Source organism: Streptomyces sp. NPDC058619 (genome assembly GCF_042717785.1).
Classification (GTDB): Bacteria; Actinomycetota; Actinomycetes; order Streptomycetales; family Streptomycetaceae; genus Streptomyces.
In genome coordinates, this window is record NZ_JBHXQN010000028.1 from 60,520 (window position 1) to 77,162 (window position 16,643).

The 16,643-nt window shown below is 73.8% G+C and carries 14 protein-coding genes and 2 pseudogenes; 8 read left to right on the forward strand and 8 right to left on the reverse strand.

Annotated elements, in window-relative coordinates; translation table 11 throughout:
• The first annotated feature begins 159 nt into the window (after positions 1–159).
• The 4 genes from ACFWTC_RS25035 (at position 160) to ACFWTC_RS25050 (ending at position 5,761) form a co-directional block, all read left to right on the forward strand.
• Positions 160–591 carry an SRPBCC family protein gene (locus ACFWTC_RS25035; RefSeq protein WP_384074613.1) on the forward strand — a complete coding sequence of 144 codons (432 nt, stop codon included), beginning with the start codon at positions 160–162 and terminating at the stop codon, positions 589–591.
• Positions 592–1,219: 628 nt separating this feature from the next.
• Positions 1,220–2,449 carry a DUF418 domain-containing protein gene (locus ACFWTC_RS25040; RefSeq protein WP_384074614.1) on the forward strand — a complete coding sequence of 410 codons (1,230 nt, stop codon included), beginning with the start codon at positions 1,220–1,222 and terminating at the stop codon, positions 2,447–2,449.
• A gap of 100 nt (positions 2,450–2,549) precedes the next feature.
• On the forward strand, positions 2,550–2,774 hold the full coding sequence (locus tag ACFWTC_RS25045; RefSeq protein WP_383928152.1) for a hypothetical protein: 225 nt from the start codon (positions 2,550–2,552) through the stop codon (positions 2,772–2,774).
• An 827-nt stretch (positions 2,775–3,601) separates the two neighbouring features.
• Entirely contained in the window at positions 3,602–5,761 is a 2,160-nt protein-coding gene (locus ACFWTC_RS25050) for a SpoIIE family protein phosphatase (RefSeq protein ID WP_383928154.1), read from the forward strand.
• 219 nt (positions 5,762–5,980) lie between these two features.
• On the opposite strand, the gene ACFWTC_RS25055 is transcribed toward ACFWTC_RS25050, so the two are convergent.
• The 5 genes and pseudogenes from ACFWTC_RS25055 to ACFWTC_RS25075 all read right to left on the reverse strand — a co-directional run bounded on the left by ACFWTC_RS25055 (position 5,981) and on the right by ACFWTC_RS25075 (position 10,156).
• Positions 5,981–6,487 carry a GNAT family N-acetyltransferase gene (locus ACFWTC_RS25055; RefSeq protein WP_383928158.1) on the reverse strand — a complete coding sequence of 169 codons (507 nt, stop codon included), beginning with the start codon at positions 6,485–6,487 and terminating at the stop codon, positions 5,981–5,983.
• Positions 6,488–6,644: 157 nt separating this feature from the next.
• Positions 6,645–6,740: pseudogene (locus ACFWTC_RS25060) on the reverse strand (SAM-dependent methyltransferase); the annotation flags it as partial.
• Positions 6,741–6,809: 69 nt separating this feature from the next.
• Positions 6,810–8,189: a chloride channel protein gene (locus tag ACFWTC_RS25065; protein WP_384074616.1), complete on the reverse strand. Its 1,380-nt coding sequence runs from the start codon at positions 8,187–8,189 to the stop codon at positions 6,810–6,812.
• Between the two features lie 84 nt (positions 8,190–8,273).
• Positions 8,274–8,852 carry a potassium channel family protein gene (locus ACFWTC_RS25070; RefSeq protein WP_383928163.1) on the reverse strand — a complete coding sequence of 193 codons (579 nt, stop codon included), beginning with the start codon at positions 8,850–8,852 and terminating at the stop codon, positions 8,274–8,276.
• A 101-nt stretch (positions 8,853–8,953) separates the two neighbouring features.
• Positions 8,954–10,156: a DUF2254 domain-containing protein gene (locus ACFWTC_RS25075; protein ID WP_383928166.1), complete on the reverse strand. Its 1,203-nt coding sequence runs from the start codon at positions 10,154–10,156 to the stop codon at positions 8,954–8,956.
• 355 nt (positions 10,157–10,511) lie between these two features.
• On the opposite strand from ACFWTC_RS25075, the gene ACFWTC_RS25080 reads away from it, so the two are divergent.
• Positions 10,512–11,171 (forward strand): DUF2278 family protein, encoded by a 660-nt coding sequence (locus tag ACFWTC_RS25080; protein ID WP_383928169.1) that lies wholly within the window; start codon positions 10,512–10,514, stop codon positions 11,169–11,171.
• Between the two features lie 534 nt (positions 11,172–11,705).
• On the opposite strand, the gene ACFWTC_RS25085 is transcribed toward ACFWTC_RS25080, so the two are convergent.
• Both ACFWTC_RS25085 and ACFWTC_RS25090 read right to left on the reverse strand, forming a co-directional pair.
• A complete protein-coding gene (locus tag ACFWTC_RS25085; protein ID WP_383928172.1) occupies positions 11,706–12,257 on the reverse strand; it encodes a MepB family protein in 552 nt (183 codons plus the stop codon).
• A gap of 118 nt (positions 12,258–12,375) precedes the next feature.
• On the reverse strand, positions 12,376–13,419 hold the full coding sequence (locus tag ACFWTC_RS25090) for an alkene reductase (RefSeq protein ID WP_383928175.1): 1,044 nt from the start codon (positions 13,417–13,419) through the stop codon (positions 12,376–12,378).
• A 232-nt stretch (positions 13,420–13,651) separates the two neighbouring features.
• On the opposite strand from ACFWTC_RS25090, the gene ACFWTC_RS25095 reads away from it, so the two are divergent.
• Together ACFWTC_RS25095 and ACFWTC_RS25100 are read left to right on the forward strand one after the other, a co-directional pair.
• Positions 13,652–14,194, forward strand: coding sequence for a MarR family winged helix-turn-helix transcriptional regulator (locus tag ACFWTC_RS25095; RefSeq protein ID WP_384074619.1), 543 nt, complete (start codon positions 13,652–13,654; stop codon positions 14,192–14,194).
• A 220-nt stretch (positions 14,195–14,414) separates the two neighbouring features.
• Positions 14,415–14,765, forward strand: coding sequence for a hypothetical protein (locus tag ACFWTC_RS25100; RefSeq protein WP_384074622.1), 351 nt, complete (start codon positions 14,415–14,417; stop codon positions 14,763–14,765).
• A 58-nt stretch (positions 14,766–14,823) separates the two neighbouring features.
• Here the strand turns inward: ACFWTC_RS25100 and ACFWTC_RS25105 are convergent.
• Positions 14,824–14,987, reverse strand: a pseudogene (locus ACFWTC_RS25105) (carotenoid oxygenase family protein); the annotation flags it as partial.
• 163 nt (positions 14,988–15,150) lie between these two features.
• On the opposite strand from ACFWTC_RS25105, the gene ACFWTC_RS25110 reads away from it, so the two are divergent.
• The gene (locus tag ACFWTC_RS25110; protein WP_383928182.1) at positions 15,151–16,635 is read left to right on the forward strand and encodes an aldehyde dehydrogenase family protein; all 1,485 of its coding nucleotides are present in this window, start codon (positions 15,151–15,153) and stop codon (positions 16,633–16,635) included.
• Positions 16,636–16,643 lie beyond the last annotated feature (8 nt).

Below are 16,643 nucleotides of genomic sequence, written 5' to 3' on the forward strand. Positions count from 1 at the left end.
GCGGTGCGGGAGTCCACACCGGGGATTCGCGGCCGATCCGCACGGGGATTGGACCACCGCAGGAGTGCGTCCGGGTGCATCCGCAGCGGGAGCCGCGCCGGAAGACACGGCATACGGCCCCGCACCCGGGGCGGTCCCGTTCAGCGGAAGGAGGCCCGCGTGGTTGCTGTGCAGCGCTCGTTCACGGTTCCCGGAGAGCTGCCGGTCCTGGTCGACTACCTGAAGGACTTCGCCCGGACGGAAGACTGGGACCCCGGCACCAAGACGTGCGAACGCCTCGACGACGGACCCGTCCGGGTCGGCTCCACCTGGAGCAACGTGTCGGTGTTCCGCGGACGCGAGACCCGCCTGACGTACCGTCTGATCCGGCTGGAGGAAGACCGGTTGACGTTCGTGGGGGAGAACTCCGGCGTCACCACGACCGACGACCTGCTCCTGCGCCGCGTGGCGGGCGGGACGATGGTCACCTACCGGGCCCGGCTCGACTTCAAGGGGCTGCTGAGACTGGCAGTACCCTTCCTGCGGAAAGACGTCGAACGTCTGGCCGACGAGGTAGGGACGGTGATGCCCGGAGTCCTGTCGCGGCTGTGAGACGCGCCGCCGGGCACGGACGGGCGGGGTGGGGTGGACGTCCTGATCGAGCTGGGCTTCCCGCCGGGTGACCTCGCGCAGATGCGGTTCACGGTATCGCCGAGGCGGGAGGTCGTGTCCGGCTTCCGCCTTCCGGCTGCTCGGCCCGGGTCACGGAGGAGATCGAGTCGCCCGACGGCAGCCCCGCCGTCTGGCTGGCCACCTCGGAACTCTTCGGCGACCTGGACGAGCTGAGCGGGCGGCCCGGCGGCGGCTTCACCAACGCCGGCCCCGAGACCCTCTTCCAGGCGCTGTCCCGCACCGCCATCGACTGGGACGGAACCACGGCCTGGTGGCCGAACCCTCCCGGGCCGACGCGCGGCTGGGGCGTAGCCGGGGGCGCGGACGCGCAACCGCGGGATCACTGCGGGGCCACGGCTCCCGAGTCCGGGGACTGCCGGAGTCCGGACGCGTCGACCGCCTCGAAGTCCGACCCGTTGCCCCTCCGGCGTAGGCACGTTCCCGCCCCGACGCCCTGTGGTGACCGATCGACCGAAAGATGATCAATTACGGTATGACGGCGGGACCCGGACAGGGCCCCCGGCCGGGGGCGGTGCCCCGGGCATCCAGGACCACTTGGGGGGAAGCGGTGGCCGTAACGGCTTCGCACGTACAACGGGCCCAGCCGCGCATATCCGAGCTCGACGCGCTGCGCGGCTTCGCTCTCCTGGGCATCCTGCTGGTCAACGCCTTGATGATGGCGAGCCCGTACGCCCTCGGCACCATCGACGACCCGGGCGCGTCCGCCTTCGACCGGACCGTCGAGGGGCTCGTCCAGACCTTCGTCGCCGGCAAGTTCTACCTCATGTTCTCGTTCCTCTTCGGCTACAGCTTCTCCCTCCAGCTGACCTCGGCCGATCGCGACGGGGAACGGCCCGTGCCGCGGCTGTTGCGCCGCTCCCTCGGACTGTTCGCGCTCGGCGCCCTGCACGCCGTACTGCTGTTCAGCGGGGACATCCTGATGACGTACGCGGTGCTCGGCCTGATCCTGATCGCCGTGCGGGGCTGCGCGCCCCAGACGGCGCTCCGGGCAGCGTGGATCGTGTACGGCTGCGTGAGCGGCATCCTGCTCCTCATGGGGCTGGCCTCCCTGGTCATGTCGGATGCGGAGGCGGCCGACCTGGACGCCGACCTGGCCGCCGGTTTCCCCGACCTGATCGCCGGCTACCGCGGCGACGCCTCGGACGTCGTGCGGGCCAACCTCGCCCAGCTCCCCGACGCCCTGCTCGCCATCCCGCTGATGGGCGGACTCGTCGTCGCGGCCTTCCTGGTCGGCCTCCGCTGCGGCAAGGTGCACTTCCTCGGCGACCGGGCGGACCACGGCGCCCGGCTGCGGCGCATCTGCCGGCTCGGCGTCGCCGTCGGCCTGCCCGGCAGCGTGTTCATGGCCCTGGCCACCAGCGGTCCGCTCGGGCCCCGGTGGGCGGTGTTCGCCCAGATGGTGGGGACGGTCACGGCGCCCGCCCTCACGGCCGCGTACGTCTGCGGAATGCTCCTCCTGATGCGGACCGCGCGCGGTGCGCGGATGACGGCCCTGCTGGCGCCCGCGGGCCGGATGGCCCTCACGAACTACCTGAGCCAGTCGCTGGTCATGGCCCTCGTCTTCACCGGCTACGGCCTCGCGTGGTACGGCCGGCTCGGCCCGGCCGTCGTCGTCCTCGGGGCGATCGCCCTGTACGCGGCGCAACTCGCCCTCAGCGCACGGCTGATGGGGCGCTACCGGTACGGACCGGTGGAGTGGCTGCTGCGGACGGTGACGCTGGCGCGGCTCCCCGGCGGCACTCCGGGCGAGCGCACCCGGTCCGGGGACGCCCTCTGACACCCGGCCGGCGCCGGCCCGGCCCGGGAGGGTGCCGGGTGGCTGGGCCATCCAGATCCGCCGGGATGCGCACACCGCGCGCGCCCGGCAGTGTGGCTGCATGCCCGACCGTACGCACGTCACCATCCACCCCCTGCTGGCCAAGGGCGGCCGCGCCGTCACCGCGCACGCCCACGGTGTCGACGAGCGGCTCGGCATCGCGTCCGGAGTCGACGACGTCGTCGAGTTCCTCCGCCGCATCGGCCTGGAGGACGGCGCCGAGCTGATCGCCCGCGAGGACCCGCGGATCAGCTGGATCGGCGGCGGCCCCACCGAGTGGGCGTGACGGCGGTTCCTACCGGGCGGGATCAGGACGATGTTCGCGGCGCCTTGGCCGACGGACTCCAGCGTCTTGGACGAGCGGGTGTCGGTGACTCGTCGACGAGCTTGGCCGTCATCAGCGACTCCGTCCGCCGGACCAGGCCCATCGCGGTCCGACAGCCAGTCCGGCCGCAGGCCGCGAGCTTCGCGGCAGGCGACACGGGGAGGGGAAGACAAGGGGAACGGGGTCCTGCCGTGCCCGGCGCACGGTACGACCCGGGCGGGCCGCCGTGCGGAAACGGTTCGGCCCGGTCGGCCTCCGCGCCGACCGCTGTACCCACCCCCGGGGCGCCGCCCGTTCCGCTACGCCCCGGGGCGTAGCACCGCCGCTCCCCGCCTTGTGGCCGGTGTTCTCCACCTCGACCCACTCGGCGTTCAGGCTGCGGTCGGAACGGTCGTCGCGGCCGGGGCTGTCGTACTGAACCGCGCCGACCACGATCGATCCGTGCCGGGCCCTCGTGTCGTGGTGGCCATCGCCGTGGGCGGCGACCGGAGCGCGGCGCCGACGACGAGGGCGGCGGAGGCCGCGAGGGCGGCGACGATCCGGGGCTCCGCAGGGCCGGAGGGACCGCAGTCGGCTTGCGCGGCCGTACGGGCTCGGCTACCGGAGGGTAGTGGGCGGCGAGCCGCCGGTCCCCGGGTTTCCGCTGGCCAGCGCGGGCGGACGAGTCCGCGCGGGCCGCCCGGACGGCTGCGGGGCCGGTTCCGGGGGACGATGGAAGCCGGCCGTGCGCCGCGGCCCGTACCAGGCAGGCCCGGTTCCGGGCCGGTAGCCGGAAGGGAAAGCCCGTGATGGCTGAGAGCGCCGCGTTCGGGCCCGGCGGCACCGGGCCCTCAGAAGCCGGCCGCCCCGCGGCCGCGGGGCAGGCCCGGATTTCCCCTACCGCAGCGGCGCGGGAAGCCCGGATCTCCCCGCCGAGCGGGCTGCTCGACGTACTGAACGTGGCCGCGATCGTCCTCGACTCCCAGGGCCGGATCGCCCTCTGGAGCCCCCAGGCCGAGCAGCTGTTCGGATGGTCCGCTAAGGAGGCGCTGGGCCGGCCCGCCGCCCAGCTGCTGGCCGCCCCGGAGCACCTGGACCTGGTGGTGGAGCTGTTCGCGCGCGTCATGGGCGGCGCGGGGGACTGGGCGGGCGCGTTCCCGGTGCGGCACAAGGCCGGAGGCAGCCACCTGGTCGAGTTCCGCAACATGCGGCTCCTCGACGAGCACGGGGACCTCTACGCCCTCGGGATCGCGACCGACCGGGCCCGGCTCCGCCACCTGGAGCGGGACCTCGCCCTCTCCGCCCGCCTGGTCGCCCAGTCGCCGATCGGCCTCGCGGTCCTGGACACGGACCTGCGGTACGTGCTGGTCAACCCGATGCTGGAGCGCATCAACGGACTGCCCGCCTCCCAGCACATCGGCCGCAGCGTACGGGAAGCCCTGTCCTTCCTCGACGACGCCGGTGCGGTCGAGGCGGCGATGCGCCAGGTCCTGGCCACGGGCACCCCCCTGGTCGAGCAGTTCACCGCCGGGCACACCCAGGAGGACCAGCACCACGAACACGCCTGGTCGGTGTCGTACTACCGGCTGGAGGACGCCGGCGGACGGGTCCTGGGCCTGGCCACCTCGATCGTCGACGTGACCCAGAGCCACCTGGCGGCCAAGGAGATAGCCCGCAGCCGCCGCCGGCTCGCCCAGATCGCGGACGCCACCGTCCGCATCGGAACCACTCTCGACCTGGACCAGACGGCCCGCGAACTGGCCGAGGTCGTCGTCCCCGACCTCGCCGACATCGCAGCCGTCGACATCCTCGACTCCGTCCTCGACGGCCGCCCCAACCTGAAGTCCTCCGCCCACGAGCCCGCGGTGTTCCGGGCGCTCGCCGTGGCCGCCGCCTACCCCAGCGAGGCCGTGCGCGCCGCCGACCCCCCGGGCGACATCGCCCGCTACGAGGCGGACCGGCTCGTCACCCAGTCCGTGACGACCGGCCACCCGGTCCTCGTGGCCCACGTGCACGCCCGCGACATCTCCCGCATCGCCCGCGACGACGACGCCGCCGCCATGCTGGCCCGCGCCGGACTGCGCTCCTACCTCGCCGTGCCGCTCATCGCCCGCGGCGAGGTCCTCGGCGCCCTCGACCTCAAACGCACCCGCAACCCGCTGCCGTTCGACGACGACGACATCGTCCTCGCCGGCGAACTCGCCGCGCGGGCCGCCGTGTGCATCGACAACGCCCGCTGGTACCGCAACGCCCACCACACCGCGCTCGCCCTGCAACGCCACCTGCTCCCGCACCACCCGCCCGAGACGGCCGGCCTTGAGGTCGCCTACCGCTACCAGCCCGCCGCGGCCACCAGCGAGATCGGCGGCGACTGGTTCGACGCCATCCCCCAGGCCGGCGGTACCACCGCGCTCGTCGTCGGCGACGTCATGGGCAGCGGCATCAACGCCGCCGCCAGCATGGGTCAGCTCCGCACCGCCACCCGCACCCTCGCCGAACTGGGCCTGGACCCGACCCAGGTTCTGGGCCAGCTGGACCGCACCACCGCCGCCCTCGAAGAGACCATCGCCACCTGCGTCTACGCCGTGTACGACCCGCACCGCGCCGAGTGCCGCATCTCTGTCGCCGGCCACCTGCCGCCGGTCTTCATCCGCCCCGGCGAGACCCCGCGTCTGCTCGAACTGCCCACCGGCGCCCCCCTGGGCGTCGGCGGCATCCCCTTCGAAGCGACCACCGTGAGCATGCGCCCCCAGGACCAGCTGGTCCTGTACACCGATGGGCTGGTCGAAACCCGCGACCAGCCCATCGACGAACGGCTCGACCTCCTCCTGGAGCTCCTCACCGACGCCGACCGCCCCCTGGAGGAGACCTGCGACCGGCTCCTCGACTCGCTGCGCCGTCCGAACGACCACGACGACGTCGCCCTCGTCATCGCCCGCGCCAAGCCCGGGGCGGCCGCCCGGGAGTGACGGACCGCCCGGGGGCGAAGACCGCGCCTCCGGACCGCGCCTCCGGACCGTGCCCCCGGACCGTGCGGCGAGCGGGTGGCGACGTCGGCGGCGCGGACCCCGACCCGGCCGACCGTCGGCCGCCGGGGCGAGCTGAACGTCGTCACCTGCCCGGCCATCACGGCGCACCCGCGCCGCTGGAGCAGCCTGTGGGCACCCCGCCCGACGCTTTCCGGAGGCTCACCGCTCCGGGTCGGCCGCCGGGTCCAGGAGGTCGCGTGTGAAGCGCAGGCCCGGGCGGCCGTCCACCAGGAGTTCGCCCGCGGGAAGGAATCCCGTACGGGCCAGGACCGCGAGCGAGCCGCCGTTGTCGAGCGTCGTGACCGCCCGGAGCGCCGTCAGGCCGTACTCCGCGGCAGCCCGGCGGCAGGCCTCGCGTACGGACGCCGTGGCCAGGCCGCGCCCGGCGGCCCGTTCGGCGATCCGGTAGCCGAGCTCGGCCTGGCCGTCCGCCGCGTCGACCAGGTTGACCCGGCCCAGGATCTCGTCGGCGTCGTCCACCAGTACGTGGAAGAAGACCAGCCCCGCTGCCTGTTCGGCCAGCAGGGCGCGGTGCCGTGCGTCGAACGCGGAGAAGTAGAGGTCGCCGCGGTCGGGCACGGACGCGGCGAAGTAGGCGCGGTTCCCGCGCTCGAACTCCAGCAGGGCCGGGGCGTGGTCGTGGCGCAGGAGTTCCAGTCGGGGCATGTCGCGATCCTATGCACCGGCGGACGCGATCCTATGCACCGGCGGTGTGGCCGAGGCCGCCGCCGGAGTGACTCCGAAGGGTGACACCGTGGGTGAGGGAGGCGCTTTTGTGCTTCGGATTAGGCGTATCTGCCGCTTGCTCCCGCATGTCAGCCCCGACGGCCGGGCCGAGAGCGGCGGCCGAGGACGACTCGCCCTCCTCGGCGTCGTAGCGGTCGGCGGTCTCACGGGTCCACAGTGCACTGCTCGTCACGGGCGGCCACTCTGCCGCCTGACGCAGGGCGCCGTCTGCGCAAGGTGCCGTCCGTCCCTTCCCCCGGCGTCAATGGGCCGCCGGCCGCCCGGGCGGCAGCAGCTCGGAGACGATGAAGGCGACCACGGCCGCCAGGATCACGACGGGCATCATGGCGGAACTGCCGAGCAGCAGGACCACGAGCACCACGCTGCTCACCGGCAGGCGCAGCACGGTGGCGGAGGCCGCCGCCATGCCCGCCGCCATCGCCGGTGCGACCCCCAGGCCCGGCAGGGGCGCCAGGAGCACACCCGCCGCGGCTCCCAGGAAGAGCGCGGGGAACACCGGGCCGCCGCGCAGGCTGCCCAGGCAGAGCGCGTACGCGGCGCCCTTGAACAGCAGGACGGCGATCAGCGCGCCCACGCCCCAGGCATGCGGGTCGGCGGCCAGCCCGCCCAGCGTCGCCTGCCCGGACGAGGCCACCTCGACGGGGTCGCGGCCGGTGGCCAGCCCGTACACGGCGGCGCAGACCGCGGCGCCGAGGGCGCACAGAACGGTCCGTACGAGGGGCCGCGCCGTGACGTACCCGCCGAGCGCCCGCGCCCCGACCAGCAGGGGGTGCAGCACGGCGACGAGTGCCACGGCGATGACCACGGCCCAGGCCACGTCCGGCGCGTCCAGACGGGGGAGCGGTCCGGACAGGCGCAGGGACAGGTCGCCCGTGGCCAGCCCCGTCCAGCGGCCGAGCCCGGTGAACACCAAGGCCCCGACCCCGCTGGACAGCAGGGCGGGCAGCATGACCGCGAACAGCTGTGGCCCGCCCACGCCCGCCACCTCGATCAGCAGCACGGCGGCGATCAGGGGGTTGCCGAAGATGGCGGCGATGGCCGCCGCGGCTCCGGCCGCGCCCAGGAGCGTGTTGCTCTGCGGGGTCGCCGGTGCCTGCGCGAGGTCCCGGAACAGCAGCGCCAGACCGCCGCCCAGGGCGATCAACGGCGCCTCCGGTCCCAGTACGGCACCGAACGGCAGGCTGGCCACCGCCGCGAGCAGGACGCCGGGCAGCGCGGCCGACGAGGCGCCGCCCGTGGTCAGGCCGGACGCGGGAACGTGGCCGCCCGCCCCGCGCAGGTGCGTGACGATCAGGCCGACCGCGATTCCGGCGACGAGCAGCAGGGGGAGCGGCCACCACCAGGGAGCGGCGTTCCAGCCCAGAGACTCGGGGAGGTCCGCCCACAGGAGGCCCTCCAGCTCGTGCAGCGCGACGAGCAACCAGAAGGCGGCGAGGGACACCGGAATGCCGATGAGGGCGCAGAACACGAGCGCCTTCAGGTACCCGGGACTGCGGAGGAGGTGCCGCAGGAGGTCCGCCTCCTGCGGCCCGGGCCCGTCCACGGGCCGGCCGTTCTTCCCGCCGTCGGGCGGTTCGGTACCGCCGCCGGGCGCGTCGGATCGGGGGTGCGGCTCCGTCATGGGGCGTGTCCTTTCCGCTTCCTCGATGGTCCACCTGCGCGGCGCGCTCCGCCGCCGGAAGGGCCGGAAGGCGGACCGCGGGGATCAGAGGTCCTCCTCCGGCCCCGGATCGGCTGTTCCGCGCCTCCGCATTCCGATCCTGACCGCCCCGAACAGGACCTTGGCGATCACTCCGACCACGAACAGGTCGGCGATCATCTGCACCGTGGTCAGCGCGCGGGCGGTCTCCGTGGTGGGCGCGATGTCCCCGAAGCCGACGGTCGCGAACACCGTGACCGTGAAGTACAGAGCGTCCGTCCGGTTCATGGACTCGGTGAACGACTGCGGCACCTCCTGCGCCAGCAGGAAGTACGACGCGGAGAAGAGCACGAGGAACAGCGGCACCGCGGTGGCCAGCGCCTCCAGCGCACGCAGCCGCGGATACGGCGCACGGGTGATGGCGGCGGTCTGCCAGACGACCAGGCCGCCGAAGATGAGCAGGCCGAGCATCAGCAGGGTGACGGTGGGGACGGTGAACCCGCTGTCCAGGGGGACCAGGTAGTACAGGCCCGTGAGCAGAACGACCGATGCCGCCGAGCGGAGCAAGTGCCCCAGCAGTACGCGGGGGCGCAGCCTGGTCGTCCGGCCGGCGCGGTCCGGCCGCTCGGATGCATCGCGGTCCATGGAATCAGGAGACGGGCGCGGAGCGCATCGCGCGACCGGAGCGCGCTCCGTGGGCGGCTGCGGAGCGCTCCCGTGCCCGGCGTGACGGCACCGGTGGCACATCAGCCTCTCGCGGCGTCGCCGTGTCCCGCGTCCCCGCCCCCGAGCGCCGTCCATACGAGCGGATACCGGTCCGCGCCGGTCCGCTCGACCCACAGGAGCCGGTCGCGCACGACACCGCGCCGGCTCTCGGGAGCCCGTTCCGCCAGCCCGCGGAGCAGGTCGCGCATCCGGCGCAGGACCATCGGGGAACCCGCGGCGGCGAAGACGACGTCGTCGACGGCCGTCCGGACGAACTGCTCCCAGCCGGGTACCGGGATCGTCACCCGCAACCGGCCGGCGTCGTCGTGGAAGCGCCCGATGTCGAGCTCGCGTCCGGCCAGGCGGGTCAGCAGGTCCTCCAGGCGGTCCAGGGCCTCCACGGCCGTCGCCGGATCGTTGACGGCCGGGGAGAGGGCCCGTAGCGCGATGTCGGCGAGGAGCCTGAACGGGAGTTCCGGATCCTGGTCGAAGGTGCGCTCCACGCCGGTCACCAGGGCGCCGCGCAGCTGTTCCTCGGAGAGCCCGCCGGGCGTCACCCGGGCGAATTCCGTGCCCCGGGACACCGTCGTGCCCGGGACGACCCGGAACGCGATCGTGCAGTCCCGCTCCCGAGCCGCCCCGATCAGCGCGGGGACGTCGAACTGCTGGAGTACGACGGCTGCTCCCGACCAGCGCACCGGGGTGGTGGCCCCGGCCGCCGCCGGGCTCGCATCCTCGGCGGCTCCGGCGGGGTCGTACGGCCCGGCGTACAGGCCGTCGAACAGCAGGTGCGCGCGGGTGGCGATCGCGGTCAGCGCGTGACCGAGCTGGATCGAGTCGAACGCCTTCATCTGCAGCGTCCGCATGAACACGATGGCGACCAGCGCGAGCAGCATGGCGGTCACGGGGACGAAGGACGAGACGCTCGGGCCCACGCCGATCGCGAGCGCGGAGGTGACGCAGAAGACGAACACCCCGACGGTGAAGGCGAACGCGCGCCAGACGATGGGCTCGTCCCGGAACAGCCCGAGGCGCGGTGTGAAGGTGCTCGCGGAGAACTGCACGACCAGGAACAGCATCGAATAGATGATGCTCACCAGACTGATGACGCCGAACCCGATGGTGAACAGCAGCGACACGACCCGTCCGGCTTCCACCTGGGGCCCCACCGAGACCATGGGCGCCACGAGCCCCAGCGCGAGTCCGGCGACCGCGCAGACGAGTTGCGACAGGCCCCTGCGCATCGCGCGCGTCGGCCGGCGGAACGCCGGGCCGCGGGGACGCCGAAGCCGTGGCAGGGGAGGGGCGGGGCCGTCAGCCGAACGGGACATCCAGCCTCCTCTGTGATCGCTCCGCGCTGCCGCGGTCGCCTCGCCGCGGTCGCCTCGCCGCGGTCGTGCCGCCGTGGTCGTGTCGCCGCGGTCGCCTCGCCGTGCGGGGTACGCCCGTCAGCCACCGGACCGTGGCGCGGAAGGGCGCCGCGCGTTCATTCGACGCGGTCCGCGGCCGGACGGCATCTCCGGTTGCGCCGGTCGGGTGCGCGCGTCGAGCGCGGCCGGCGGGCGCGTGGGGGCGGCGCCCCGGTGGTTCACTGGGGGCATGCCGCTCGACGCCTACGGCGTGCTCTCAGGGACGCTGCACCGCCATTTCCGGGACCGGCCCGACACCCAGGGGCGCTGGTTCCACGTGAACCTGGAGGTCGACGCGCCCGCGGGGAGGTACCGGTGCGCCGTCGACGTGGACAGCAACCAGTCCGCGACCGGCGTTCAGTGGAAGGTGTTCACCCTGGCCCCCTCGGTGCTCGAACCCGTGCCCGCCCTCGCCCCCGGCTACCACGACCTCTCCACGTCCTCCGGCTCGGGAGCCCTCGATTACCTGCGCCACCCCGCCGTCGTGGACCGGCCCGGCTGCCTCTTCGTACGCCGCCCGCCGGCCTGGCTGCGGCAGTTCCTCGACCGCCTGAACCCGCCCCGGCCGTGGGTCTCCGGTTCCAACCTCGACGCGGCCGACGCGCTGGAGCCCCTGCTCGTGCCCGGCAGGCCGATCCTGATCTTCGGGGAGCCCTTCGACCACGGACTCGGCATGCACAACATCCACCAGAACCAGGGCGACCCGTACGGCAGCAGGTGGTGGGCGGACAACGCCGTCTGGCAGGACGGGGCCACCCTGACCCGCCGCTCCGACGGGTGGTACGACGTCTTCCTGAACAAGTTCTCCAGCCAGGCGGACCGCACGGACGCCGACGGGCACCCGGCCTGACCGGTCGCCCTCGCTCCGGGGCCGGGGCCGGATCCCGGGCCGGAGCCTGAGCCGGGGCAGCAGCAGGGACCGGGTCGGCCACTCGCCCCCGCCGGATCCTGCGCGGCGGCTGGCGGCTGGCGGCCGGCGGCCTGCAGCCGGGTGGGTCCCGCACGCGAGGAGCCAGGGGAGCGCGGTCGGAGCATCCGGTCGACCGGGAGGCCTGGCGGTACGCCCGTACGACTGCGGCGGCAGGCGGCGCGGTGACGCTACGGGCGCTCGCCGCGCACCCGGCCTTCAAACGGGCCTGCACGGCCCACGCGAACGGGCTGTCCGGACACCTGCCGGGGTACCGCAGACGGCGGGACGACCTGGAGCGGCGCGCCCCGATGACCGCGGCGCTGATCACCTCGGTCTGGCGGACCGCGGGCGGTTTCCCGAGCGCGGCGGGCACCCACTGCCCGGCATGGGGCACGAGATGCCTCCGCCCCCGACCTGGGACACGGTCATCCCGGCGATCGCGCGGCACACCGCCGAGACGGAGGAGCGGTCGGGCTAGGGGTGGTAGAGGGACCGGGCGCGGGCCTGGTCGACGGGGTCCTCCGGGGGCGTGGGCAGGTAGTACGCGACCTGCCACGCCTGGGCCCGGTCGGCCTGGCGGTTCGCGGTGGTGACCCACGGCGGATAGACCCGGAAGCCGCGCTTCCCGCCGGCGCCGCCGACCGAGACGACGCCCTCCCGGCACAGGGCGTCCAAGGGGAAGACGAAGTGTCCGATGTGCTCCTCGCCGCGGGTGGCGACCACCACGAGGTCGACGGGGTCCGTGTCGGTGAAGGGCCGGATCGGGCCCTCCCGGGACCTCTGCCACACGGTGACGAACCGGCCGACCTTCCGCGGAGTGGAACGGGCGGCGCGGAACCGGACGGCCAGGCCGTCCAGGGTGAACGCGTGGGCCGCGTAATCGGCGCTCTCGGCCTCGGGGACCGGCTGCGAACAGGTGAAGCCGCACGGGTCGTAGACGCGTGACTTCACGATGTCGAGGTCCTCGTGGACCGGGGTGCCGGTGGACCAGGGGGCCGGGCCGGACGGGCTGGGGCGCGTGCTCATCCGGCCACGATGCCACGCGGCTCCGACACCGCGTCCGACACCGAGACCAGGTCGGACACCGATACCGCGTCCGACACCGATACCGCGTCCGGCGCCGGGCCCGGGGCGGCGGCCCGGGTCAGCGGGCCGGGTAGTCCGTGTACCCGCGGGCGTCGCCGCCGAAGAACGTGGCCGGGTCCGGGGTGTTGTAGGGGCCCTCGGTGCGCAGCCGGTCCGGGAGGTCCGGGTTGGCGAGGAAGAGGGCGCCGAAGGCGAGCAGGTCGGCGGTGCCGTCCTCGATGAGGGCGAGGGCGCGGTGGTCCGTCGGGCCCTCGGTCGCGGGGTTCAGCACGAGCGGGCCGCTGAACTGCTTGCGCAGCGCGAGGGTCGTCTCGCGGGCCTCGGGCCCGTGCTCCATGACGTGCAGGTAGGCCAGGCCGAGCCCGTCGATCTCCTTGACCAGCGCCTCGTACGCGGGCTGCGGGTCGGGCTCGGAGATGCTGTTGAACGCGTTCCCGGGGGATACGCGCAAGCCCGTGCGCTCGGCGCCGATCGCGGCGGCCACGGCCTTGACGGTCTCCACGGCGAAACGGATCCGGTTCTCGACCGTGCCGCCCCACTCGTCGGTGCGCCGGTTGGAGCCCGGGGCCAGGAACTGGTGGATCAGGTAGCCGTTGGCCCCGTGCAGCTCGACCCCGTCGAAGCCCGCCTCGACCGCGTTGCGTGCGGCTTCGGCGAAGTCGGCGATGGTCGCCCGTACCTCGGCCCCGGTCAGCTCGTGGGGCGTTACGAAGTCCTGCATGCCCTCGGCCGTGAACAGCTGGCCCTCGGGGGCGATCGCCGACGGAGCCACCGGGACGAGGCCGTCGGGCAGCAGCGAGGGGTGGCCGATCCGGCCCGCGTGCATCAGCTGCGCGAAGATCCGGCCGCCGGCCGCGTGCACCGAGTCGGTGACCTCGCGCCAGGCCGCGACCTGCTCGGCACTGTGCAGACCGGGGGTGAAGGGGTACCCCTGACCGACGACTGACGGCTGGATGCCCTCGGTGATGACCAGTCCGGCCGAGGCGCGCTGGGTGTAGTACTCGGCGACGAGGCCGGTCGCGATGCCGCCCTCGCCCGCACGGCTGCGGGTCATGGGGGCCAGGGCGATCCGGTTGGGAAGGACGCCGCCGGCGATGCGCACGGGTTCGAATGCGGTGGTCATGTCTGCCTCACAAAGATAGTTGGTCGGCCAACCTTCGGCTCTGGAATGGAGCGTACCTCATTACTTGGCCGACCAAGGTAAAATCGGAGAGGTTGGGTAAAGTCCACGTCCGGACACGGATGTCAGGCGCCTGCCCCCCGGGCCTGCCGGGGCATCGGTGTGAACCCCGCCGAACCCGGCCCGCCGGACCCGACGAAGGAGGAGTGCCGCCATGACCGCGGAAGCCGCTCACGAACCGCGCACCACCCCGGAGTGCGCGGCGCCGCCCAGCGCCGTGCTGGACGGGCCGGTGAGCCACGCGATCAGCCGGGTCGCCCGCCTTCACCGGATCGCGGCGGGCCGGGTCCTGCGGGACCTGGGACTGCACCCGGGGCAGGAGTTCCTGATGATGCAGCTCTGGGACAGCGGCGCCGTGCGGCAGTCCGAGCTGATCAAGGCGGTCGGCCTCGATCCCTCCACGGTGACCAAGATGCTCCAGCGCCTCGAACACTCCGGTCACGTACGCCGCCGGCCCGACCCCTCGGACCGGCGCGCCTCGCTCGTCGAGGCGACCGACACCAGCTGCGGACTCCTCGTCGAGGTCCGCAAGGCCTGGGGCGAGCTCGAACGCCAGACCCTGGAGGGCCTGGACGAGTCCGAGCGCGCCGAACTGGCCCGGCTGCTGGGCAAGGTGGAGGCCACGCTGTGCGCGGAAGTCACCCGGGCCGGCGGCACTGAGTGCGACGGCGCGTACAAGGGGCCGGGCGTCTGCTGATCCCCCGGCGGGTGCGGTCCGTCGAAGGCCCCTCGGGCCGACGGGTCCTGACGGGGGAGGAGGTGGCGGCCGGGACGGTGGCTGGGACGGTGGCGGCTGCCCGCGCGGGCTCGCTGGCGCCCGCGTCCCGGCGGCGTTCGTTGGGTAGAGGACCGCGGGTCGGAGGCGGCAGGGAAGTCGGGCCCATGGTGAAGACGGCCGGTTCCCCCTGCGCGAGCGGGTGGCGGGCTTCCTGGACAGCCCGTCCATCGGGATGTCCCCCTGGATCGTGTTCTCGCTCCTGGTGGGACCGGGACGCTTCGAGTGGGCGGCCGGGGCGGCGCTGCTGATCTCGCTCGCCCAGGCCCGCGCCCGGGCCCGCGGCGGCGACCACACGGTCCCGCCCCTCTCCGACCGGCTCCTCCCGCTGGCGGGCATGCTCATTCCGGTGGGGATCGCCGTGCTCGTGTTCGACGGTGACCTGTGGTGGCTCGGCGTCGCCCTCATCGTCGTCGGCGGCTGGCTGAGCCGGCTCCTCAAGCGGCGGGGCGCCCAGGCCGCCGCCCCCGCCGACAGCGGCACGTCCGGCTGAGCCGACCCGGAGGTCACCGGCCCGCCACTCCTGGACCGCGCCGTCCCGGGAGCGGCTGCGCGGGCGTGCACACGGACCGTTTGCGGTAGCGGGCCGAGCCCCCGGAGATCCACACCCCTTACAGCATCCCGTGGCCGTCGATCGGGTACAGGTACGAGCCGATCGGGCCGAAGCGCCGATCGGGCTGAAGCGCGGACTGGGCCCGTTGCGCAGGTACAGCCCCTACTCCGCGGCCGCCGCCCTGCCGCCGGACGGGGGCAACGCGGAGTGACTCCAGTCACTTCACGTGACGTATGGGACATGCCTTCGGAATAAGGGGGCACACGCGTCAAGTGCATGATCACCGCGGGTAGGCCGCGGTGCGGAACCGGAGGTACAGCGCGTCGTGTCGGAGCAGAAGACGATTCACATCGCCGGAAAGTGGCGTTCAGCGGTTTCAGGAGCGACGAGGGAGATCCTCGACCCCGTCGACGCCACCGTGCTCGCCGTGGTCGCCGAGGGCGCCACCGCGGACACCGACGCGGCCGTCAGCGCCGCGCGCGCCGCCTTCGACGGCGGCGAATGGCCCGCCACCCCCGTCGCGGAGCGTGCCGAGCTGCTGCGCCGCACCGCGGACCTCCTCCAGCGAGACCGCGAGCGCATCGGGCTGCTGGAGAGCCGGGACGCGGGCAAGACGCTCGAAGAGGGCCGCGTCGACGTGGACTGCGTCAGCGCCGCCTTCCGCTACTTCGCCGACCTCGTCACCGGCGAGAGCGCCGGGCGCGTGGTCGACGCCGGCTCCCCGGACATCCACAGCGTGGTCGTCCACGAGCCGGTCGGCGTATGCGCCCTGATCACCCCGTGGAACTACCCGCTGCTCCAGGCCAGCTGGAAGATCGCCCCGGCCCTCGCCGCGGGCAACACCTTCGTGGTCAAGCCGAGCGAGATCACCCCGCTGACCACGGCCGCGCTCATCGAGCTGCTCATGGAGGCGGGTCTGCCCGCCGGCGTCGCGAACCTGGTCACCGGCCCCGGCGACCCGGTCGGCGCCCGCCTCGCCGCCCACCCCGACGTCGACCTCGTCTCCTTCACCGGCGGCCTCACCAGCGGTACGAAGGTGATGCGCGCCGCCGCCGACTCCGTCAAGAAGGTGGCCCTCGAACTCGGCGGGAAGAACCCCAACGTCGTCTTCGCCGACGCCTGCGCCACCGAAGAGGGCTTCGACACCGCCGTCGACCAGGCCCTGAACGCCGCGTTCATCCACAGCGGCCAGGTCTGCTCGGCCGGATCCCGGCTCATCGTCGAGGAGTCGCTGCGCGAACGCTTCGTCGCCGAACTCGCCCGGCGCGCCGACCTGATCCGGCTCGGCCGCGGCACCGACCCGGGCGTCGAGTGCGGCCCGCTGGTCTCCGCCGGCCAGCTCGCGCGGACCGAGGAGTACGTGGCCTCCGCCCTCTCCGAGGGAGCCGTGCTGCGCGCCGGCGGCGAACGCCCCGAAGGCCCCGGCTACTTCTACCGGCCGACCGTCCTCGACGGATGCCACCGCCTGATGCGCGTCGTACGGGAAGAGGTCTTCGGGCCCGTCCTGACCGTCGAGACCTTCCGCACCGAGGACGAGGCCGTCGCACTCGCCAACGACACCGAGTACGGGCTCGCCGGCGCTGTGTGGACCGCCGACCAGGGCCGGGCCCGCCGCGTGGCCGGCCGGCTGCGCCACGGCACCGTATGGATCAACGACTTCCACCCCTACCTGCCGCAGGCCGAGTGGGGCGGCTTCGGGAAGTCCGGCATCGGCCGCGAACTCGGCCCGGCGGGCCTGGCCGAGTACCGCGAGGCCAAGCACGTGTACCAGAACCTCGCTCCGCGCCCCGTGCGCTGGTTCGCGGGCTGAAGGGAGAG

What these genes read in the sequence shown, in the direction of transcription:
- ACFWTC_RS25045 (WP_383928152.1), top strand. Translation starts at nt 2,550, where the DNA reads ATGCCCGACCGTACGCACGTCACCATCCACCCCCTGCTGGCCAAGGGC.
- ACFWTC_RS25050 (WP_383928154.1), top strand. Translation starts at nt 3,602, where the DNA reads ATGGCTGAGAGCGCCGCGTTCGGGCCCGGCGGCACCGGGCCCTCAGAA.
- ACFWTC_RS25055 (WP_383928158.1), bottom strand. Translation starts at nt 6,487, where the DNA reads ATGCCCCGACTGGAACTCCTGCGCCACGACCACGCCCCGGCCCTGCTG.
- ACFWTC_RS25065 (WP_384074616.1), bottom strand. Translation starts at nt 8,189, where the DNA reads ATGACGGAGCCGCACCCCCGATCCGACGCGCCCGGCGGCGGTACCGAA.
- ACFWTC_RS25070 (WP_383928163.1), bottom strand. Translation starts at nt 8,852, where the DNA reads ATGGACCGCGATGCATCCGAGCGGCCGGACCGCGCCGGCCGGACGACC.
- ACFWTC_RS25075 (WP_383928166.1), bottom strand. Translation starts at nt 10,156, where the DNA reads ATGCGCAGGGGCCTGTCGCAACTCGTCTGCGCGGTCGCCGGACTCGCG.
- ACFWTC_RS25080 (WP_383928169.1), top strand. Translation starts at nt 10,512, where the DNA reads ATGCCGCTCGACGCCTACGGCGTGCTCTCAGGGACGCTGCACCGCCAT.
- ACFWTC_RS25085 (WP_383928172.1), bottom strand. Translation starts at nt 12,257, where the DNA reads ATGAGCACGCGCCCCAGCCCGTCCGGCCCGGCCCCCTGGTCCACCGGC.
- ACFWTC_RS25095 (WP_384074619.1), top strand. Translation starts at nt 13,652, where the DNA reads ATGACCGCGGAAGCCGCTCACGAACCGCGCACCACCCCGGAGTGCGCG.